Consider the following 21,473-nt stretch of genomic DNA (forward strand, 5'->3'; position numbering starts at 1 on the left):
TCAGTAGAACAGTTAGAAGAATTATTAAATAAATTGCTAAACGAAGGAGGTCTTATTATTAAATGGGAGCGCAAAGTTAAAAATAAAGGTAATGCTGTTTATTCGATTTAGCTGCACAACAGCTTATCTCATTTACCTGAAATTTGCTGTAAAATAATAATTTCAGGAATAGGATGTTTCTTAGGCTGACTATGCCTAGACTTCATCAAATGAAGTTAACTTAATAATCGTTATTTTCTATTTTCTTTACGCCATCTAGCTCTAACTAAACGAATTTCATCAAAACTATAACTTTCTCCTAAATATTCCCTAATAGGAGTTAAAGAAATATCACCCAAAACATCTATAACTTGCCAAATTTTCTTTTGTCTATCTAAAGGTACTAACAAATTTAAATCTACAGGTTGATTTTTTTCGATTAAATCAGAAAGATGACGGATAATTGTAGTAGTTCTTACATTGCGTTTTGCAGCAATTTCTTGAATACTCAAACCTTGTTGATATAATTCCAAGGTAGTTGATTCCGTATCAGTTGGGTAATGATCTGTATTTTTGGGTGGTGGAAAACTTTGTTCTTGACAATGGGATTGAATTACTGATAAAAACTTTTCCCCATATTGACTGACTTTATAACTAACTACACCATCCAAGTTAGCAAATTCTTCTAAAGTTTTAGGTTTGACTTGTGCCATTAATTTTAAAGTCGAATCTTGAAAAATCATATAAGGTGGAAAACCCTGTTCATCGGCGATTTGTTTCCGCAAACTTCGCAACCTGTTCATCAAAAGTTCCACATCCAAAGCTTTACTATTCACATCTACTAAATTTAATCTTTGAGAAACAGGAACAGCAATAGAAACCTGGCGTTGTTTTCGCATTACTTCCCAACTTAAAGCATTCAGTTTTAACACCGAATAACCATCATTAGTTTGTTCTAATAAACCTTGATGTAAAAGCGATCTCCCTAACATTCGCCATTGATCAGCAGTTTTATCTTTACCTATACCATAAGTTGATAATTGATCATGTTTATTCAAAGTGATTTTTTGAGTTTTGGCACCTCGTAACACATCAATAATATAACTCATGCCATATCTTTCTTTACACCGCGCTACACAAGATAGAAATTTCATTGCTTCAATAGTCCAATCTTGCACAGGTTTGGGATAACGACAATTATCACAATTACCACAATTTCCGGGAAATCTTTCCCCAAAATAACCTAATTGAATTGTTCTTCTACAGTCTGTTCCTTCAGCATAATCTATGACTTGTCTAAGTTGTTGTTTAGCTATTAATTGTTCTTGGGGATCGGTTTTTTGGTTAATACTCCATTCAATAGTTTTCACATCACCAAAACTAAAAAATAAAGTACACCGTGATGGTTCACCATCTCTTCCTGCACGTCCTGATTCTTGATAATAACTTTCTAAATTACGAGGTAAATCTGAATGAATTACAAACCGCACATCTGGCTTATTAATACCCATACCAAAAGCAATAGTCGCTACCATTACCCGCACATCATCCCGAATAAATTTAGTTTGATTTTTGCTTCTTTCATCATCAGTTAAACCTGCATGATAGGGTAAAGCAGCAACTTTATCATTTTGTAATTTAACAGTTAGTTCATCAACTTTTTTTCGGGTTAAACAATAGATAATTCCTGAACCTTCATTTTCTCTGACTATTTCTAAGATTTCACTGTATGAACGACTGCTTTTAGGACGCACTTCATAATAAAGATTTTGGCGATTAAAACTGGCAATGTGAATACTTGGTTGTTTTAATCCTAATTGTTGAATAATATCTGCTCGCACTCTATCTGTAGCAGTAGCAGTTAAAGCGATAGTTGGGACATGAGCAAAACGTTTTTTTAATAATATTAATTGCCGATATTCTGGGCGAAAATCATGACCCCATTCAGACACACAATGAGCTTCATCAATAGCAAAATTAGCCAGACCAATTTTTTCTTTAACTACATCTAAAAGCGGTAAAAATCTTTCACTAACTAACCGTTCAGGAGCAACATATAATAATCTAACTTTACCAGTCATAATTGCTTCTTCACGGGAGCGAACTTGATAGGTGTTGAGACTACTATTAAGAAATGTGGCAGCAATATTATTATTTTTCAGTGCTTCCACTTGGTCTTGCATTAATGCTATTAATGGTGATACCACTACTGTTAAACCTGGTTTTAAAAGTGCAGGTAATTGGAAACATAAAGATTTACCCCCACCCGTGGGCATAACTACCATTAAATCACGATTTTGCAGGGCATCTTCAATAATTTGCCGTTGTCCAGGGCGAAATTGGTCATAACCAAAGTAATTTTTTAAATATTTTTCTAGTTGGGGATACTGAAGCATGGTAAATGTGTGTGCAGTTTGTTCAGGCAGGGATCAGGATATGAAAATTTTAACTCACGCTGGTTACACAACGGGAAATAGTGGCTATAATTATAAACTAGGATTGTCTGATAGCGAAGCGTGGCGTTAGCCATATCAGGATTTCCAGTATTTTAGGATTAACAGGATGAATTTGAAATTGTCTGAATCAGGATTTCCAGGATTTTAGGATGTACAGGATGAAAATGAGGATTTTATTATAAGTTAGCATTTCTAGGAAATAATTATGACTCAAGAGTTAATAGATTTAAGACAAAGTATCTTAGAAGGTCGTTATGATGATGCTTTAGAAATTATTGATGATTTGGAGGATATGAGTAAACAGGCAACGTTGCGAAAAATAGAGGCTTTTTTAGTGAGGTTGGTTATTCATCTGATTAAAAATCAAATTGAACAGCGTTTAACTAATTCTTGGATTGCTTCTATTTCTGATTCTGTGATTCAAATTGCTAAATTGAATATCAAAGATAATCAAAAATCATATTATATTAAAGCTGATGAATGGCAAGAATTGTTAGCAGAAGCAGTAGAAATGGCGATTCGTCCAGCGAGTGCAGAGATTTTTGGCGGGACGTTAAAACCAAGTCAAGTTTCCCAAAGGTTGAATCGAGAAGAGTTGATTAATTTTGCTGAGAATATTTTACAATTAACTTATCAACATCAGCCTAAAGAGTTAGCAAATATGATTGATAATTATTTGGCACAGTTGCCTGGTGGTGAAGATTGGTTTGAGTAATATAATAAATTGTGAAAATTTGAATTCTATGAGTTGATTAAAATATACGCATAAATAGAATACTTTTTAAACTTCTGACTAAGCGAGTTCCCAAGAAAGGCTGATACCCAGCTTGATAAAATTCGGGATAGGGCATATTTTGAGCGCATTTCCAGATCAGTTCATAACTTTTATTATTTAACATATAACTACTTAAAGTCTGAATTAGCAAAGATCGTGCCTGATTACTATTAACTATATTCCCTAAGCTATCAGCCGCCCGCCAACGGGTGGACTCATCCTGGGATGTTTGGATAAGTTGCACTAAAGCGGCGATCGCTTTTTCATTGCCAGGGTCTATATTCCCTAAGCTATCAGCCGCCCGCCAACGGGTGGACTCATCCTGGGATGTTTGGATAAGTTGCACTAAAGCGGCGATCGCTTTTTCATTGCCAGGGTCTATATTCCCTAAGCTATCAGCCGCCCGCCAACGGGTGGACTCATCCTGGGATGTTTGGATAAGTTGCACTAAAGCGGCGATCGCTTTTTCATTGCCAGGGTCTATATTCCCTAAGCTTTCAGCCGCCAGCCTACGGGTGAAATCATCCTGGGATGTTTGGATAAGTTGCACTAAAGCGGCGATCGCTTTTTCATTGCCAGGGTCTATATTCCCTAAGCTTTCAGCCGCCAGCCAACGGGTGGACTCATCCTGGGATGTTTGGATAAGTTGCACTAAAGCGGCGATCGCTTTTTCATTGCCAGGGTCTATATTCCCTAAGCTATCAGCCGCCCGCCAACGGGTGTACTCATCCTGGGATGTTTGGATAAGTTGCACTAAAGCGGCGATCGCTTTTGTGCGTTCCGTTTCTTGTAATGCTGTTGTAACTTGCTCTCTAATAGTGTCAAAATTACCAAATTTCCAATCAACAATCTGTTTAACTATTGCATCTGCTCGATCACAGTTTTTAAACTCAGTAATGGCCGCAGCAGCTAAAAAATAGGCTCGATAACCATAAAAACTTTTACCTTGATATTTCGCACAGCCATCTTGAAAATTTATCAATGCTTGAATAAATGCCTCTTTTTGAGCTTTATCTACATCCTTACTCCCAAACCACAATAATATAGTTTGTTTCCATTGTGGGTCAAAAATTCGATATTGTTTATTTTCTATAGGGTTATTTTTATGGTTTCTGGGTAAGAAAAAATCCCAATCATCAATTGCTGTGGCTGCAAAATATTCTTGAAATGACGCATGGAAAAAAGCATAAGTAGGTTTTCCGTTTGGATCTCTGCCTACCTGATTTAACCAACCCAATTTTAAAGCTAAACTGAGTAAAGAATTTTGATCCTTGTTTTTACCCAAGCATTCATTGACTAAAGTTTCTGACAAGCGAAAACGAGTAGCTTCTTTGTCTATAGCGACTTTAGCTAACTCTGCCAATTTATCCTTGAGAGTGTCTAATTTATCGCCTACATTTTGATTGAATAATTCTTGCTTCCATTTATGAAAATCATCAACAAACTGCTGATAGAGTCCGGCTTGAGTATCTGGTAAACTTCCGGTTTTCTGTTGCCAATTAAAACAAAGTAGCGTTAACCGTAGTGGATTTTTTACTAAGTCTTGGATTCTTTCTTTTCCTGGTTGCCGGAGATCATTAAATAAAGATTCTCCCTGTTGTGGTTCTTTGATAAACCAGTTGTTAATAAATAATTCCACCTGTTCAGGATAGGAAAAATCTAAAGTTCTATAGGTATCAAAATCAGACAGTGCATTACTTTGTCCATCCCATAAATTTACCCGACAGGTTAAGACAATTCGCGCTTGAGTAATAATTCCCCCTTGACAAATTGCTTGATTAATATATCCTAAAGGATTACCAGATGTGACAACCATTTCATCTAACCCATCTAACAACAGCCATACTTTACCGTTGTTAAATTGGCTAGTTAAATCATCTTTAATATTTTGATCAGCTGCCGCTTTGTTTGCTTGTTGACTAGCAGCATTTAACCAAGTTGTAAATACATAATCTTGTAATGTTTGATTTTCTAATTCAGCTAAAGATATCCAAATAATAATAGCATCTGTATTTTGGTGAGATAAATAATTAGCAATTTGTTGTAATAATGTAGTTTTACCTGCCCCTGGTTCACCAATAATGGCAATGCGTTTACCTTGACTTTTTGGTGTATTTTTTTGGTGAAAAACTTGTTCTAAAAATTCATTATTTTCATATTTTTGAGTAATTTCTGTTTCTTGATAAAGTTCTGAACCCCTTTCTGGAGAAATATCAAGATTACTTTTTTGTTTGGGTTGTTTTTTCCGTTCCACCAAACCCAGTGGTACATAAACATCTTGCACCCGAAAATTAACCCCTTCAGCATGAGTGAGAGGATTTGTGGTTAATTTCTGCCTTTCTGCTAACATTTCCCGGCAGATTTCAGGCCAATTGGGAGTTAACTTTGCCCGACTCTCCCCATCGGGCGGCTGTAGTCAATTATAAGTATTATGTTGTGTCCCAATTGTAATTTGTTGGGCAACCATTGACCCTTTTTCTGCTTTTATTTCCTCTGCCAATTTCGCAAATTTATTAATAACTGAAGGCTGAGATTTAACATCTGATTCAATTTTTTCTGCTTTAGCTTTAATTTCCTTAGCAGTTTCCGATTGATCATTATTTACTGCTGCTTCCACATCTAGTACAGCTTCAGCAATTTCCCGGTCGTTTGCTGCTGCTTCGGTTAGTTCTAGCACAGCTTGACCATAATCTATTATTGCCGTTTCACCTGCTTCTATAGATGCAGTCAGGGATGGTGCTTGTTGCTTGTCGCGTAGCTTAGTGATTAATTTACCGGTTTGTTTCCAGATGACATCACCAAGGTTTTCGCCCATTTTCTCTAGAGGTTTACCTAAAATTGTAACAACAGCAGTTACAACAGCAGTAAGTGTGATTAGTTCCATAAATTCACTATCAAGTAATTTACCGTAAAGATTATTTCAACAGTCGTGATAGCTGTTTCGCAAAAAAGTCAACCAAACCAAATTCAGTACATACCACAAATCAAGGGCAATCTTAGCCTATTTTCAGGAATTTTGTAAATACTATCCAGTAGTCACCTAAAAATGTCACAATAAGAATTGTAAACTTTCTTTTCAATCCTCACTATGAAAGCAACTTGGAACGGTGCAACTTTAGCCGAAAGTGATAATACCGTAGTCGTAGAAGGAAACCATTACTTTCCTGCTGACGCTATTAACAAACAATATTTCAAAGACAGTGATACTCACACCACTTGTTCTTGGAAGGGAGTTGCGAGTTACTACACCATTGAAGTAGATGGACAAGTTAACAAAGATGCAGCTTGGTACTATCCCAGCACCAAAGAGAAAGCGAAAAATATAGAAGGTTATATTGCTTTCTGGAAAGGTGTGAAGGTGGAAGCATAGGTAAGCATTCAGCTATCAGTAATCAGCTTAAATCTAGAATGTAAAAGAGATTAATCAAAGTCCGACTTTTCAAGGAGGATTTAGGGGGATAAATAGAAAATTTTTGACACATCATGAGTGACTTTTCAAACATTTTCTTAGCACTGCTAAACCCCTACTGATTACTGATGGCTGAATGCTTACATTTAATCCTTAGCAATGACAATATCATTAGACTTAATCACAGCATAAGCTTCTGCACCTTCAACTAATCCTAATTCCTCTGCGGATACTTTAGTAATGATTGAAGTTAATTCAACTTTATGTACAATTTCTAAAGTTATTTCACTGTTAACAGTTCCGGTAGTTACTCGTTTAACCACTCCTTTTAAAACATTACGAGAACTAACTTTTAATGGTTTCTTGGGAATAATATTTTCTATCTCAACAGTCTGAGTTTCTACCTTCTCTTGGGGGGTTGGTTGTGATATTGTGGGTGCAGATGAAACAGATTTTTGGTTTAACCCGCGTACCAGTTCCCGCAAAATCTCAGTTTTAGTACGCTGAGAATGCTGACAAAACTCTTCTAAAATCTTCCGTTCTTCCTCTGAGGTTTGGAATGTTACCCAACCTTGTTCTTTTCTGGGCATAAGTTTACCAAAAATATACCAATTTATTTGGTACTCATTATTATAGAATCTTGATACAATCCTAGCAGGTAGTGGCAAAAATTAATCATCAAACATCATCAAACATTATCAAAGCCAATACCTAGTTATAGAATTAAATCAGATCAGATAGTATTTGGTTTTGTGAACTGGTTTTGTGAAATTTTTCATCGGTTGTGCAGTTTGGGCTTATAAAGGTTGGGTGGGCGAACTTTACCCCTCTGGAACTCGCACCACGGACTTTTTGCATCTTTACAGTCGTCGTTTTACCACGGTAGAAGGTAATACCACTTTTTACGCTGTTCCTAACCCGGAAACCGTTACCCGTTGGATGACAGAAACACCTCCGGGGTTTGAGTTTTGCCTAAAGTTACCGCGAGATATTACCCATCAAAAATTACTGCAACCCCATATTCCTGAAGCGTTAGCATTTTTAAAGAGAATGCAACCATTAGGTAAGCGTTTGGGTCCAATGTTTGCCCAACTACCACCGAGTTACTCACCTGCGTTACTGGATGACTTGCAGACATTCCTGGAAGCATGGCCACGTCAAGATGTACCTTTAGCATTAGAGGTGAGACATGGTGACTGGTTTAAAGAACCTCATTTGAGTAATTTAACAACTTTGTTAGAAAATTTAGGAGTTGGTAGAGTTTTATTAGATACTCGTCCTGTGTATTCTGGGGAAGATGATCCACAATTAGCATCAGAAAGGCGTAAACCACAATTACCAGTACAATTTTCTGTCACTGCCAATTTTACATTAATTCGGTTTATTTCCCATCCCCGTTTATCTATGAATGAGCAATTTATGAATGAATGGGTGACATATATTAAAAAGTGGTTATCAGAGGGAATTAAAATTTATTTGTTTGTACATTGTCCTACAGAGGATATGTCTCCTAATAATGCACGTTATTTTCAACAATTGTTAGAAGAAAATGATGTAGAGATTCCACCTTTACCTTGGAATACTATTAGTAATAGTAATCAACTGAGTTTATGGTAAGTAGGTGACAGTAAAAACGAAGTAGCGAAAGCTGTTGAAACCATTACAGATCCAAGGTTACAAAGAAATATAGCTGCTGCTAGTAGCGTGTTAGCAGGGTTAGTTTTAGATAAACAAGTGATCAGGAAGATTTTCAGGAGTGAAATTATGCGCGAGTCTGTAATTTACCAAGAAATTCTCGAAGAAGGTAAAGCTGAAGGTAAAGCTGAAGGTAAAGCTGAAAAAGCTAGGAATGTAGCAATCAATTTACTAAGAATTGGTATGAGTTTACCACAAATTGCTCAAGTTACAGAGTTATCTATTGAGCAAGTTGAGGAAATACAAAAATCAATTCAAGGATCATAATTGATACCAAAATCCCCGACTTCTGCAATTCAGTCAAAATTTATGGATATGATAATAAAAAAAGTCGGGGATCTAGGGGATCTAATTAAGCAAATTAAGCAAATTAAGCAAATTAAGGCAACCAAAAATTAGGTAAAATTGATTTACCCACATCACGGATAGCTTGATTCACATTTCTCGCTATTTGTATATGATGTTCATCTTGTTCTATAGGTAAAATATTTGCTTTTTTCCCTGTTCCTAAATAATCAATTGCTAAATTTGCAGCTTCCAAACCTGTAACAAAGGCTTTTTCCTGTGACCATGAACCGTGACGGTTAATAATCCAATCACCACTCATAAATACATTATTCAAACTGGTTTTAGCTGGTAACATATTCTGATAACTACCAGGTGAAAAATGTGTAACTGCATTTGCTAAACGAATGACGCTACTATCAATTACTTTTGCTTCTTTAAATTCTGGTACACAAGTTGCTAAATAACCTTGAACTATTTTGACAATTTCCTCATCACTTAAATGTAAAAATTGATTGGCATGATAAAAGTCAACTTCTACAACTGTTTCGGTTTGATTTTTATATTCATCATGCAAAGCATTCAAATCAAAAAAAGTCCATCCGGTTGTATTATCAAATCCAAAACAAGCATTAGAAGGACGAGGAATATTGATTTTTCTGTCAAACCATAACCGAGTCGCTAATACATCTATTGCTCCTAAATTGCTGATATTTCTAAATTCTGTATAATGTTGTAAACTAGGACTATTAGCAACAATTTTTTTCATTCCTGTAATTCCTACAGAAAAAATCACGGCATCAGCATCAAAAACTTGATCACCACAAACTACACCTTTAATCTGATTATTACCACCGACAATTACATCTGTAACTCGATGTTTAGCTAAAACTTTCGCCCCTAACTTTTCTATCTTCTGCACCCAAGGACGAAAGATTTTTTCGCCTACTGTTCCCCGACACCAAACTACGTCAAAATCTGGTTGGTGAGCGAGGATAAAATAATATAACATTCCTAAAGTGGCGGCGGCTGAACATTGTTCACCAGGGGCAAATAAACCCACTAATAACATAGGTTCAAATGCTTCTTTATAAAGTCTGGCGGAAACACCAAAAGTTTTGAATAATTCACGGGCGGTTATATAATCATATCTTTGCCAAGCATCATGAGAATTATCAAAATCAATTAAGCTATAAAGTAAAGGTAAGGCGCTGAGTCTGTCAATTAATGGTAATCTTTGAAATTGCGGGTAAATAAAAGTTCCTAAGGGGGTTGGTAGTCTGGGTAAATCTTGAAAAATTGGTGATTCAACTTCTAAACCTGCGGGAGAATATTGAGCAGAACGAGTCCAAGTTGTAAAGGGGTTTATTTCTAATTCATTGATGAGAGAAAATATATTTCTGTAAGGATACCAAAAGCCATGAATACCGGCTTCTACAGATTTTCCTGCTGAGGTTTGCCAACCTGCTACCAAACCACCAGGATATGGTCCTGCTTCTAAAAGTGTGACATCATAACCTTGTTTTGCTAAATGATAGGTTGCCCCTAAACCCGCCCAACCAGCACCGATAACTACTACCCGTTTTTGTTGTAATTCTGACATTTTTGCACCCATGTTTTTCTGTACAGATAGTTATCATATCGGTTTGAGCAGGGAACAGGGAAAGAAAATTTTAGATTTTAGATTTTAGATTTTAGATTTTAGATTTTAGATTTTAGATTGGAATTGGCAAAAACAATCCAAAATCCAAAATCCAAAATTCTGCCTCCTGTTTCTTCATTAACTATGAATACTGCCATCGGGCATAATAGCACCTGTTAAAAAAGCTTCACTCATATCTGTGGCGTTTAAATTAGCTCTGGTCAAATTTACCTCACACAGATTAGCTTCACTTAAATCAGCGCCGGTTAAATTTGCGCCTTGTAAATTTGCCTTCCACATCCGCACACCTCCCATTTTTGCACCACTTAAATTTGCACCTTGTAAGTTGGCGGCTGTGATTGATGCTTGATGTAAATTAGCATCACATAAATCTGCACCAGTTAATAAAGCTCCACTAAGGTCTGATTCATTTAAATGGGAATTAGTTAGTATAGCTTGAGTTAAATCAGCACCACAGAGAATCACTTCTGATAAATTAGCATTTTCTAGTGTTGCACCTCTGAGATTTGCTTTACTTAAATTTGCTCCACTCAAAGATGCTGCGGTGAGGTTTGCACCTCTGAGGTCTGCTCTACCAAAGTCTATACCACCCAAGTTAGCTCCTTGTAGGTTTGCGGAAGGTAATGCAATACCGTTAAAGCTTCTTTCTCCTCTGGCATACCTAGTTAATAGTTCTTGAATATCCATAGTTTTGAGTTATTTGTACTTAGTTGGAAGATTTAATTTGTATTTGGCGAAAATTTATTTAAGAAAAATACGAAAATAAATACAATTATTAAAACTAAAATCTCAAATATATTAACTATTTTAGTGACCTCAAATTGATCAATATAATGAATGCTACCGATAACATTGATATTGGGAGCATCCGAATTTTGCCAACATAAATGTAGCTAAATCAAAAGTTTGAGTGTTTATACCTTGCATGAAGTAGCCATACTGACTCATGAGGGCAATAAACAGGAAATAGGTAATAGAAAGTGTTGAGAAATCATTGAGGATGACTATATATACTATATATATAGTACCTATAAAAAAATCACTTTTCCACAAATGCTAAAAATCTGTTAGGGTTTGTCACGAATATCAAACAATTTCAGGGACTTTATGCGGAAATTTTGGCTGGAATCATCAAGACTGAATTTGCTATAAAAAAACCGACTAGTCTTAACATTTGTCTGCAATGAATCTCTAGTCGGGCATAATTATATAGCGTTGTGTGATTGGCAATTGTTTCTAGCTGGATTTTAGCGATCGCTTACTTGCATAAATAGAAACAATCTGCTAAGATAAGACTTCTATATTATTAATATTCTTTTTTAGACCAACTACCTCGTCGATCATCCTCTCGTGGTTTTGCTTTATTCACTCTTAGTTGACGACCCATCCATTCTGCACCATCCAATTCTGTGATAGCAGCATCTTCTTGTGCATCTTCGATCATGTCAACAAAAGCAAATCCGCGCATCCTTCCGGTTTCGCGGTCAGTAGGTAAAACAACTCTTTTGACCTCGCCATAATCAGCAAACACGGCTTTTAAGTCTGCTTCGGTTGCGCGGTAAGAGAGATTTCCAACGTAGATAGTCATTATGAGTCACGTAATTTTCAACAAAAAGCGATAGTTCAGATGGAAACTGGAACTCAGCAAATTTTAAGCATTGCTCCCGTTGCCTTGGATTCATGTATGACAAAAATTGGAGGAGATTAGTCATCAATTATACTAGTTCACTACTCAACCTGCCACCAGACTGAACATACCCATCTGCTCATTATGATAACTGATTATGACATTTTCCAAAGTATGAGAATTTACAAAGAATTATAATATAAAATTATATGCTTTGATCTATTGGATAATTTAACAGAATTTATTGCTAACAAGCTGCGGTAATCTAATTACATTTTAGCAATTATAAACCGTTAACGTTGAAATGTTAACGGTTTATAATTGATTAATCAATTGAAATTTGTTGAGGGCCAGAGGCTTTGCCATTCTGGACTTCAGTGGCTGTTTTGGGGAAGTTGGCTGAAGTAATATGTTGATCTAGCCAACTTCTAACAGGATCATCAGCTAGGTTAAGTCGGAGGACACCAGAAACAAACCCACCCATAAATGACACTGGATGCTGGGCAAGTTCTTTAAATAGAGGAGACAATTCACTAATAAACATTACACTCTCCAAGTATTGCCGTAAAAAAATTATTAATTCTTCATCAATCTTAACAGATACTGGCTAATAAGTGACAATAAACAAATTTAATAATATTAAGATGTATAATAGTTATGATTTTTTCAATCCACAACAAATTAATTGAATTGAAATTTATTAAGCTATGACAAGCAACTGGGAAAACTTTATCAAAAATATAGGTGAGTGGAGGGGTTCATTTACTCAAATATCCCCCCAGGGAGAAATATTAAAATCTACGCCTAGCATTTTAAACTTAGAAGCCATTGATAATAACCAAGCTGTACTGTTTAGATTACGTCGTTTTGATAGTAATAATTATGATAGTTCTCCCATTCAAGATTATCAACAAGAATATCGTTCTTTAGCCAAAGAAAACATATTTTTTAACACAGGTGCGTTTGCCAAAGGAACATTACAACTAGCACCGTTTACAGAATTTGGTGCAGAATATGGCTTTATAGATGAAAATAGGCGATCGCGCTTAGTGCAATTATTTGACAAACAAGGAAAATTTAGTAATTTAACCTTAATTAGAGAATTTAGAACTGGTACAGAAGCCAAAGAAAGACCACCATTGACAGTAGAACAACTAATTGGTAAATGGGAAGGTCAAGCGCACACAGTATATTCAGACCTCAGCCCCTCAGAAACAAATACCAGTTATTTAGAAATCAAAGAACTAGACAACGGATATTTAGAACATCAACTTTCATTTGCAGGTCAAAATATTAGCTCAAAAGCCAAGATAGCAGGTAATAAATTGATATTTGAAAAAGAAGGAAATATCAGAGAAATCTTATTATTACCCGATGGAATTTCTAGTAATGTTCCCGTCCAACTAGAACTAAGAAAACCCTTTTTTATAGAAGCTGGTTGGTTAGTCACAGACAACGAACGCCAAAGGTTAATTCGTACCTACAATGCAAAAGGAGAATGGATAAGTTCAACTCATGTGATTGAAATTAAAAATATTTAGGGAACAGGGAACAGGTAACAGGGAATAGGGAACGAGGGAAAAAAATATTTACCTCCTGCCTCCTGCCTCCTGTCTCCTGCCTTCTGCCTCCTTATGTGGGTGACTGTTCAGGGAACATACATTTATCAGAGTCACAACCGCTAGGTCCTGCTTCTGACATTTCCCCTAAATCATAACGACCTAAAGCACCACAAAAATCATCGGTTTTACGTCTTGCTTTCACCTCAGCAGATAAACGCTCATAAGTTGCTTTGTCTATGGGTTCAAAGGGTAAACGGGGGAAAGTTTGAATGTCATCAAACCGCGCTAATAAAGCCGCAGAAATGTAACCTTCATCATTTTTCACCGCTTCATAAATGCGTGTTCCCAAAACTTCAACTTCCTCAGAACGTAACTCTAAAGTCGCTGAGGTGTTATGGGTAGTGTAGTATTTCTGCACTTGCATCACAAAATCTAACTGTGCCAATACAGAAAACTTGGATACATCAATTTCATCTGCTCCTGGTAAATCTGCCCAAGAGACAGCCACGGGTATTTCTACCAACCATTCTGTACAACGATGATCAAACGGATCATTTAACAAGTTACCGTTTTCGTCTTTGTCAGATTGAGAAGGTATGACATTATACCCATAATCTATACAGGCTAAGGCTACAGGGTCATTTTTACGGAAAGTGATCCGGCGGATGAACCTTTGCGCTTTGGGTGGATGCCAACCAGAACTAGCACCAGTCAATAAAGATTTTGTCCCGCTAGGCTGCACAGTAGTACAACGGTTGGGGCGTTTAATTCCGTGTTTATCGCAATATTCCCAAACAGCGTTATGTACTATTTCTCTCCATTTGCTGAGGTATTTTTGCTCACCGCGTTTAAATATCAGTCCTTCAGGGGTTTCAGGTCTGCCTTGTTCCCACCAGCGCAACCAGTCCACACCAAAAGCATGAACAAAGAAGTCAAATAAACCAGTGAAGGAAACGCCGACGATGGGATCAAGTTCCCGACTATATTGATAGCGGGGTTCTTGGAAGTGATGGTTTAATAATGCAGCAACAGATAAAGCACCGGCTTTAAATGCTTCCTCTTGTTCTTTATAGTTGTCGGGATCGAGTTGGTTTAAGTGTACCTCAGACAAATTACAGTGGAAATTAGTTCCTATTATTTCCAGTTTTGTTATCCTAAAGGCTCTTTATCCTTTAGTTCTAGTGCTTTAATTCGCACTAGCTCGGAGTACATTTTCTACAGTTTCCTGTAGTCCGGCACTCGTGGAAGTCTTTTATTCTCCTGGGAGGTTCAACTTCTACTCTCTACGGTGTTACAGGCTTTTTAGTTCCTGTAATTACCTCGGCATTAGCAGTCTCAGCTTTCACCGATTTTGCCGGATTTTTTACGTGAGGCAAGTATAATTATTTACCACACGGATTAAGCCCGTATCTACCTAAACGATGTTCTAATTCTTGTTCATCAATATTTGGATGATGTTGTTGTATCCATGCTTTAGCTTTTCCTTGTTCGTAAGCTTGCAGGAAGTCTTTTTTCAGTTCTGGGGTGTTGAGTAAATCAATATTAGCTCTTGCCACCGCTTCACCAGCCCATTGAATTGCACCTTCACCACTGTAATACTGCTTTTGCACTGCGGCAATAGATTCTTCTAGGGTGGGTTTGCGGTGAAATACTCTTGTGTGGTTGGCCATACGTAAAGCATCACGCTCAGGATCTATGCGCCAGTTACCTTCTGTATCTTGATGCCAAAGATTATCTTTCGCTGTTGCGCTTTGTTGGTCTTCTGCAACGAATTGGCGCATCCCCGCGCTTCTGCGTATATTTCCAGCAACAATTGATACAGCAGCTTCATCAATTAATAAACAGCATTCCACAGAGGTTAACTGTCTACCTAAAGCTTTATTCAGAATAGAGGCGCAGCGTTCATATAAACCAGGTAATTTTACTGGGTTAGCAACACCACCAAAACCTTTCAGGGTTTCCCCGGACTGACGTACATCACTAATATCTACAATTACCTGAACGTCATCGGTATGGTCAGTGAGCGAAGTCGAACTGAAGCGTTCATCGGTAGAAAGCTCTAACAGGGTTTGATAGGACTTTACCCAACCTTCCCGACTATCTCCGACGTGAATAGTAACGGTGTTACCTTGTATATCGGTTTCTGTAAATTCTCGACGCTGTTCTACAGGTGTACGGCCAACTTCACCTGTGATGGTAACATTTAAGCGATTACGGATAGGGGGCAATTGATTAATATACTGCGGTTCGATAATAGCGCCTGTACCACAACCCATCATGGCCAAGTCCATCATTAAACCGAAGGCTTTCCAGTCTACTAAGTTGGTAGAAGTACAATTATAAGCACCAGAAAAGTTTTTTGATTTTTTTAACCAGTCTGTGCCACCAACCCACAACCAGCGGCCACTGGGTAGGGATTTCATATTGCGTTGCATTTTATCTAAGAGGGCGGCTTCTTCTTGGGTAAGTTTGCCTAACTCTACTAAACCTTGTAAAGTGCGATCGCACACCTCATTCCAGGATTCTCTTAAACCTGCTGCTGTACGACGGCTGTAGGTTCTAAAAAATACAGGGTTTGCTGCTGGTGCGGTTTCGGGGAAAGATGCACTCTGGCGTTGACGTTGCAATTCTTGAACCATAAGAAATTTTTGTAGCTTAATCACAGATTAAGACTATAACGCCAACTCGTTATATTATGAAAGGTTGCTAAATTTACCACTTTGTGATTTGAAGTATTTTGTATAATGTGTAACAATTTTTTATTTTTATTGTCAAACCCTGACTATGTACCAGGGTTAGTGAAGGTTATCATTTACTACTAAGCATTGATAGCAAGTAAAGATTCTAATTCATTGATATCTGTTACAACTCTACGTAATTGCTCACTAAAATATAAAACTTCATAATTAGGTGCAAGTTCTTTTTGTAGTTGTTTCCACAAACTAATACCTTCTTGTTCAAAAGCTGCTGCTGCTTTTACATCTGAAAACCCAGATGAACCAGGATCTTCCCAGTTTAACTTTGCATCATAAATATCTGCCCATTTTGCCAAACGGCTGATAGTTTCTTCACTTAATAGCATAGTTTCTGGATCAATATCTCCAACTTTATCAGAGCTAACCCACCATAAAGGGTAGCATCCATAATCAGCCATGAGTTTGATTTTTTCTGCCATAATCAATTTACCAACTTATGGGGAATTTCTAGGGTTAGCTGACTACTTTAAAAAAAAGTCAAGCACCAGCAGCAGCTAGGTATTTATTAACAAAAAGTAATCAAGAATCATCATCAAATGAGATGATTTTAGAAATGATTACTACAATCATGATGTACAGATTTGAAAATTTGACTTTGCGGGAGGTTCAAGTCATGTTAGGAATTTCATTAGAAAGAAGTCGCACTTATCAAGAAATTAAACAGGAAGGAAGACAAGAAAGTGCTTTAAATTTAGTTATGCGACAGTTAACTAGACGTTTGGGAGAGTTACCGGAGGAAGCAAAAAATAATATTGCTAACTTATCTTTGAGCAATTTAGAAAATCTTGGAGAAGCGTTGTTAGACTCTACCAGTTTAAAAGATTTACAAAGTTGGTTAAGTCAAGTGCAAGATTAATTTATTACTGATCAGATCCCTGACTTTTCAAAAAAATTCACTATTTATAGAAGTTGGGATTTCAAAAATAGTAGATTTTAAATTATAATTACATAACCAACCAATAAAAATCAAATTACAAAAATCTTACAGTAATAATAATGTCCCTAGCACCTTGGAGAAGTTTAATAACTCGCGCTTTACACAAAAACCGCAGTTTAGTTTATTCCCGTTATGTGCAACTTGCAACCGTGCGAGAAAATGGTTTACCTGCAAACCGCACTGTAGTATTTCGTGGTTTTCTGGAAGATACCAACCAGCTAAAATTTATTACCGATATTCGTAGTGCAAAAGCTGAACAAATACCACAACAACCAGCAGCAGAAATTTGTTGGTATTTTCCCAACTCTAGAGAACAATTTCGTATTAGTGGAAAATTAATTTTAATTACTGCTAATTCTCATCCACATTTACAACCAGCGAGAATAAAAATGTGGCAAGAATTAAGTGATGCTGCACGTTTACAATTTGCTTGGCCTACTCCTGGTAAAGAAAGAGTAAGAACACCAGAAGCCTTTACACCATCAGCACCCAACCCTTTAGAACCATTAGAAACCTTTTGTTTATTATTACTTGAACCTACCGAAGTAGACTATTTAGAACTGCGGGGTGAACCACAAAATAGAACTATTTATAAACTTGATGAAAATCAAGAATGGGATTTTGAAGAAATCAATCCGTAAGTCTTCAGGTAGTAGACTCCTAACTTCTATTCTTTTATTACTGTCACCTGTCACCTGTCACCTATTGCTCTTGACATTAAGGTAAAATTTCCACAATTGTACCTTTCTGAACCAATTTATATAATTCATCTACATCTTTATTTTTTAAAGATGGACAACCTAAAGTCCAGTTATTTTTTGCATCAATCATTTCATCAGCACCCGCAGGTACACCATGAATACCTACTTCACCACCAATAGGAAGATACCAAGCTAATTCACCATTGATTTTAGCTTGAAAATGCTTTCTCCAAGATTGTGAATTAGGATAATTTAACCACATAAATTTTGACCATTGGGGATGAGGATAAAGGTCTTTAATTTGTAAAATCCCTTCGGGTGTTTTTTTATCACCTTCTCTTTTTTTATCACCTGTGGGGTTAGCACCAAAAACCACAGGATAAGATTTAATAGGTGTGAGATTGTAATATAATGTTAGTCTGTGCTGAGATTTTTCAATTAAAATAGATATCTGATCTTTATTAATAGGTTCGGTAATTATTTTTTCTATTGGTTGGTCATAATTTAATAATTCATTGCCAATTATAGGTTTATGTATTTTGTGATTTGTTTGACAATTTGTCATACATAAAACCTCGGCAATTTCTGTCACTGGAAATATCAAACCTGCACGCAAGAGTAACCCATAAAATACAGAACCAGTAACAAAAAACAAAATAATGTTTAATAGGATTCTCTGTTGTTTAAGGTATTTGGTTATTGATTCTGTATTCATGATTTGTATGTTTGTTTAAACCTGCTACAAATAAATATTCTGATTCCTGACTCCTGACTCCTAACTACTGATTCCTGAATTATTACATTGGTTAAATCCCAGCACCGTCTAAAAATTCCTGTATTGTTTTATCTCGAAGATTACAGAAATTATGCTCTTTTGGTAATTCATCTACTTGAATGTATTTACCTACTAAAACCGGAACTTTGACGGGATTTTGTAGAGTTTCTATTTTTTCTTCTAGTGCTTCAATACGATCTAGTAAACTACGAATTACTTGAGCTTCCGAGTCTGGTAGGTTGTTGTGTTCCAATGGTGAAACTTTCACTCCAGAACGGTAAACAATACGTCCAGGAATCCCGACAACGGTACAATCAGAGGGAACATCTCTTAAAACTACTGAACCTGCACCGATACGGACGTTATTACCTATTTGCAGATTTCCTAAAACTTTTGCCCCTGCACCAACAACGACGTTTTCACCTAATGTGGGGTGACGTTTACCGCTTTCTTTACCTGTACCACCCAGGGTAACGCCTTGATAAATGAGGGCGTAGTCTCCAATAATGGCGGTTTCGCCAATGACAACGCCCATACCGTGGTCAATAAATACGCCTCTGCCAATTACTGCCCCTGGGTGAATTTCAATACCCGTTAAAAACCGAGCAATATGAGAAATGAGCCGGGGAATAAAGGGAATGCCAATAGCACGCAACCAGTGAGCCAGTCTGTGAAGGATTAAAGCCTGTAAACCAGGGTAGCAAAACAAGACTTCTAACCAATTCCGGGCTGCTGGGTCACGTTCAAAAATGATGCGAAAGTCGGCACGCAGTGTAGATAGCATCTAGATAGTACCCAATAAGCAAAACAAGCTACTTTCCCATTTTATCGTTACTTGGTAATTGGTGATTGGTGATTGACATGACGCAAAAACCGCAACCAGAAAAAAACACACAGCTAGAGATACAATTTAATCCTTTGACGCACATTCCACCTCAGAAATTTTCCCTATTCCCTATTCCCTAACCTAACAGATATGACTCAGATCACAGCCAAGATGTTGCCTTGTGGTTTAAGATTCGGAAACTGCTACCGTGATTAGTAGTCTAATGGTCATGGTGCATCAATTTGTCAGTAGATTTTGTAGTTTCAGGAACTTGTAATCTGCTGTGTTAGTCAAGCAAAAAAGTGCAGGGTGCAGAGAGGAAATTTCTGAGGTTTCGGAAATTCTCTTTGGATATTTAGGTAAATGGTAGGGTTTGTTAGATGAGAGATTTGATTTGCTCTGTCTCATTAACTCTGGAATTATTTTTACCAAAACTAACAGTTCTCCACAGCCAGCCTACACAAATAACTTTATGATTTACTGAATACTAAATATTGTTGGTAAATTAAGTAAAAAATGTAACTCATTCTGCTATGCAGCAAGAGGTTTTAATGCTGTAAAAATATTCCGGTGGAATGTTTCTACTGACTGCTGGTATATATTACTGACTTGCCTTCACTCAGTAATTACGGTTGGCTCGGTAACGATTATTTCACATCTAGAAAGTAAAAAAATTGGCTTAAATTTTCCGGATCTACAAAAAATTTTGAGTTTATTGTTACACGTAAATATGTAAGCACGATGAATATCAAACTCGATAAACACACTCCAGATAGTCTGGCATCTTTATTTGTCCTTCTCATGGAAGAAGGAATGACACCAAATCAAATTTTGGTTGGTATTGTTCGTCTAGCGACGGATAGCAAAGAATTAGAAGGCACGATTGTCTCAGCCGATTGTATACGTTTCCTGTTGTCGATAATGCCACTAGATGCAAGTGCGCCAGGGGTGACTGGGTTTGTATTATCCCTGGCCAAAGAAGGCGTTAGTAGCTTGATGCTGTTCGATGCTTTGGGTTTTGCCTGCTATGTTTGTGGTTTGTTCGATACTGCTAGTTTGCTCCGCTTGACTTATCAGAGATTGCAAGCTGACAAAATCATTTCCCAAATGCTGCGCGACTAAGAGATAATGACTAACCAATGTTTTTTTAGACGGCTCATGCCAAATCAAAAAATGCTCAACCAAACAATGGATGAACTGATAAAACTAATAAAAGCGTTATATGTTTCCTGTGAGATATTTAGCCAGTTGTAGTGAAGCGACTACAAGGTTAAGGGACTGCTACAACATATAGCGATATTGTGCAGTGCTTCATCAACAACTGGCGAGTGGCTGTAAGTTCTGAGGGTTGGCTGCCATCCTTCCCTTGGAACTATTTTTAACTGTCCTGTTCTTTTTGTTGATATTTCTATTAAAACGGTAACTAAAAAATTTTGTCTGCCAAATTGCCAAAACCTTGAATTGTTTGGCTGACGGTGGAAATGAGGATTTTGATTGCATAGATGGGGCGTTGAGGAACGCCCCTTTTCCTATTTTCCTCATGGTAGGGGGAGTTAGGGAGAAATATTTAGGGTTTGCTGAAAAAGTTATCTGTGAAGGACCAGTGACAGGTGCTACGCCACGGTGACAGTTTCAAGAGTTGGATAGGAACGATTTTTTCTTGAAGTAGGAATTAAGTGCAAGGTTTTTCAGTTGCCACCTCATAAAAGCTGGCAGTTTTTGAAAGCACTTCGGCTTACTTCGACACCGCCCTTCGACACCGCCCTTCGACACCGCCCTTCGACACCGCCCTTCGACACCGCTCAGGACAGGCTCAGGACAGGCTCAGGACAGGCTCAGGACAGGCTCAGGACAGGCTCAGGACAGGCTCAGGACAGGCTCAGGACAGGCACAGGAGAGGCCCAGGACAGGTCCAGGACAGCCTAGGCCCAGGCTCAGCACAGAACAAGAACAGACCAGACAAGAACACGACCTAACTCAACAACACGCTCGTAATCAGACCAGGTGAATACAACATGAGAAACAAC

General features: G+C 37.3%; 19 protein-coding genes and 2 pseudogenes. 8 read left to right on the forward strand and 13 right to left on the reverse strand.

Annotated elements, in window-relative coordinates; translation table 11 throughout:
- Positions 1-230: 230 nt before the first annotated feature.
- The gene (gene recQ / locus FFR48_RS13130) at positions 231-2,375 is read right to left on the reverse strand and encodes a DNA helicase RecQ (protein ID WP_137667664.1); all 2,145 of its coding nucleotides are present in this window, start codon (positions 2,373-2,375) and stop codon (positions 231-233) included.
- Positions 2,376-2,640: 265 nt separating this feature from the next.
- On the opposite strand from recQ, the gene FFR48_RS13135 reads away from it, so the two are divergent.
- On the forward strand, positions 2,641-3,150 hold the full coding sequence (locus tag FFR48_RS13135; protein WP_096568048.1) for a DUF29 family protein: 510 nt from the start codon (positions 2,641-2,643) through the stop codon (positions 3,148-3,150).
- A gap of 37 nt (positions 3,151-3,187) precedes the next feature.
- Here FFR48_RS13135 and FFR48_RS13140 read toward each other — a convergent pair whose 3' ends face one another.
- Together FFR48_RS13140 and FFR48_RS13145 are read right to left on the reverse strand one after the other, a co-directional pair.
- Positions 3,188-5,560 (reverse strand): NACHT domain-containing protein, encoded by a 2,373-nt coding sequence (locus FFR48_RS13140; RefSeq protein WP_137667665.1) that lies wholly within the window; start codon positions 5,558-5,560, stop codon positions 3,188-3,190.
- Between the two features lie 66 nt (positions 5,561-5,626).
- Entirely contained in the window at positions 5,627-6,094 is a 468-nt protein-coding gene (locus tag FFR48_RS13145; RefSeq protein ID WP_137667666.1) for a hypothetical protein, read from the reverse strand.
- Positions 6,095-6,298: 204 nt separating this feature from the next.
- Here FFR48_RS13145 and FFR48_RS13150 point away from each other — a divergent pair, with 204 nt between their 5' ends.
- Positions 6,299-6,580, forward strand: a complete 282-nt coding sequence (locus FFR48_RS13150) for a DUF427 domain-containing protein (RefSeq protein ID WP_096568054.1) — start codon at positions 6,299-6,301, stop codon at positions 6,578-6,580.
- A 185-nt stretch (positions 6,581-6,765) separates the two neighbouring features.
- Here FFR48_RS13150 and FFR48_RS13155 read toward each other — a convergent pair whose 3' ends face one another.
- Positions 6,766-7,209, reverse strand: a complete 444-nt coding sequence (locus tag FFR48_RS13155) for a TOBE domain-containing protein (RefSeq protein WP_137667667.1) — start codon at positions 7,207-7,209, stop codon at positions 6,766-6,768.
- A gap of 175 nt (positions 7,210-7,384) precedes the next feature.
- On the opposite strand from FFR48_RS13155, the gene FFR48_RS13160 reads away from it, so the two are divergent.
- A complete protein-coding gene (locus tag FFR48_RS13160; RefSeq protein WP_137667668.1) occupies positions 7,385-8,236 on the forward strand; it encodes a DUF72 domain-containing protein in 852 nt (283 codons plus the stop codon).
- A gap of 87 nt (positions 8,237-8,323) precedes the next feature.
- Positions 8,324-8,581, forward strand: coding sequence for an RpnC/YadD family protein (locus FFR48_RS13165; protein ID WP_307722521.1), 258 nt, complete (start codon positions 8,324-8,326; stop codon positions 8,579-8,581).
- Positions 8,582-8,693: 112 nt separating this feature from the next.
- Here FFR48_RS13165 and FFR48_RS13170 read toward each other — a convergent pair whose 3' ends face one another.
- The 4 genes from FFR48_RS13170 to FFR48_RS13185 all read right to left on the reverse strand — a co-directional run bounded on the left by FFR48_RS13170 (position 8,694) and on the right by FFR48_RS13185 (position 12,433).
- A complete protein-coding gene (locus tag FFR48_RS13170; protein ID WP_371851444.1) occupies positions 8,694-10,214 on the reverse strand; it encodes a hydroxysqualene dehydroxylase in 1,521 nt (506 codons plus the stop codon).
- A 165-nt stretch (positions 10,215-10,379) separates the two neighbouring features.
- Entirely contained in the window at positions 10,380-10,949 is a 570-nt protein-coding gene (locus FFR48_RS13175; RefSeq protein WP_096568061.1) for a pentapeptide repeat-containing protein, read from the reverse strand.
- A gap of 619 nt (positions 10,950-11,568) precedes the next feature.
- The gene (gene rbp, locus FFR48_RS13180; RefSeq protein WP_096568063.1) at positions 11,569-11,850 is read right to left on the reverse strand and encodes an RNA-binding regulator; all 282 of its coding nucleotides are present in this window, start codon (positions 11,848-11,850) and stop codon (positions 11,569-11,571) included.
- 364 nt (positions 11,851-12,214) lie between these two features.
- Positions 12,215-12,433, reverse strand: a complete 219-nt coding sequence (locus FFR48_RS13185; protein WP_096568065.1) for a ssl0294 family protein — start codon at positions 12,431-12,433, stop codon at positions 12,215-12,217.
- Between the two features lie 163 nt (positions 12,434-12,596).
- Between FFR48_RS13185 and FFR48_RS13190 the strand changes: the two genes are divergently transcribed.
- Complete coding sequence (locus FFR48_RS13190; protein ID WP_137667671.1) at positions 12,597-13,430, forward strand: DUF3598 family protein; 834 nt, start codon at positions 12,597-12,599, stop codon at positions 13,428-13,430.
- A gap of 91 nt (positions 13,431-13,521) precedes the next feature.
- On the opposite strand, the pseudogene nrdJ (FFR48_RS13195) reads toward FFR48_RS13190, so the two are convergent.
- The 3 genes and pseudogenes from nrdJ (FFR48_RS13195) to FFR48_RS13205 form a co-directional block, all read right to left on the reverse strand.
- Positions 13,522-14,592, reverse strand: a pseudogene (nrdJ, locus tag FFR48_RS13195) (ribonucleoside-triphosphate reductase, adenosylcobalamin-dependent); the annotation flags it as partial.
- 244 nt (positions 14,593-14,836) lie between these two features.
- Positions 14,837-16,090, reverse strand: a pseudogene (gene nrdJ, locus FFR48_RS13200) (ribonucleoside-triphosphate reductase, adenosylcobalamin-dependent); the annotation flags it as partial.
- Positions 16,091-16,269: 179 nt separating this feature from the next.
- A complete protein-coding gene (locus FFR48_RS13205) occupies positions 16,270-16,626 on the reverse strand; it encodes an immunity protein CdiI family protein (protein WP_137667672.1) in 357 nt (118 codons plus the stop codon).
- Positions 16,627-16,664: 38 nt separating this feature from the next.
- Here FFR48_RS13205 and FFR48_RS13210 point away from each other — a divergent pair, with 38 nt between their 5' ends.
- Together FFR48_RS13210 and FFR48_RS13215 are read left to right on the forward strand one after the other, a co-directional pair.
- Positions 16,665-17,063: a DUF4351 domain-containing protein gene (locus FFR48_RS13210; protein ID WP_137667673.1), complete on the forward strand. Its 399-nt coding sequence runs from the start codon at positions 16,665-16,667 to the stop codon at positions 17,061-17,063.
- Positions 17,064-17,203: 140 nt separating this feature from the next.
- Positions 17,204-17,785 (forward strand): Npun_F5749 family FMN-dependent PPOX-type flavoprotein, encoded by a 582-nt coding sequence (locus FFR48_RS13215; RefSeq protein ID WP_096568074.1) that lies wholly within the window; start codon positions 17,204-17,206, stop codon positions 17,783-17,785.
- A gap of 76 nt (positions 17,786-17,861) precedes the next feature.
- Here the strand turns inward: FFR48_RS13215 and FFR48_RS13220 are convergent, their stop codons facing one another.
- Both FFR48_RS13220 and cysE read right to left on the reverse strand, forming a co-directional pair.
- Entirely contained in the window at positions 17,862-18,560 is a 699-nt protein-coding gene (locus tag FFR48_RS13220) for a L,D-transpeptidase family protein (RefSeq protein WP_137667674.1), read from the reverse strand.
- A 91-nt stretch (positions 18,561-18,651) separates the two neighbouring features.
- Positions 18,652-19,404 (reverse strand): serine O-acetyltransferase, encoded by a 753-nt coding sequence (gene cysE, locus FFR48_RS13225; protein ID WP_096568077.1) that lies wholly within the window; start codon positions 19,402-19,404, stop codon positions 18,652-18,654.
- Positions 19,405-20,187: 783 nt separating this feature from the next.
- Between cysE and FFR48_RS13230 the strand changes: the two genes are divergently transcribed.
- Positions 20,188-20,568 carry a hypothetical protein gene (locus FFR48_RS13230; protein ID WP_137667675.1) on the forward strand — a complete coding sequence of 127 codons (381 nt, stop codon included), beginning with the start codon at positions 20,188-20,190 and terminating at the stop codon, positions 20,566-20,568.
- Positions 20,569-21,473: the final 905 nt, after the last annotated feature.

The sequence above is a fragment of the Sphaerospermopsis reniformis genome, from assembly GCF_005402885.1.
In the GTDB taxonomy this organism is placed as follows: domain Bacteria; phylum Cyanobacteriota; class Cyanobacteriia; order Cyanobacteriales; family Nostocaceae; genus Sphaerospermopsis; species Sphaerospermopsis kisseleviana.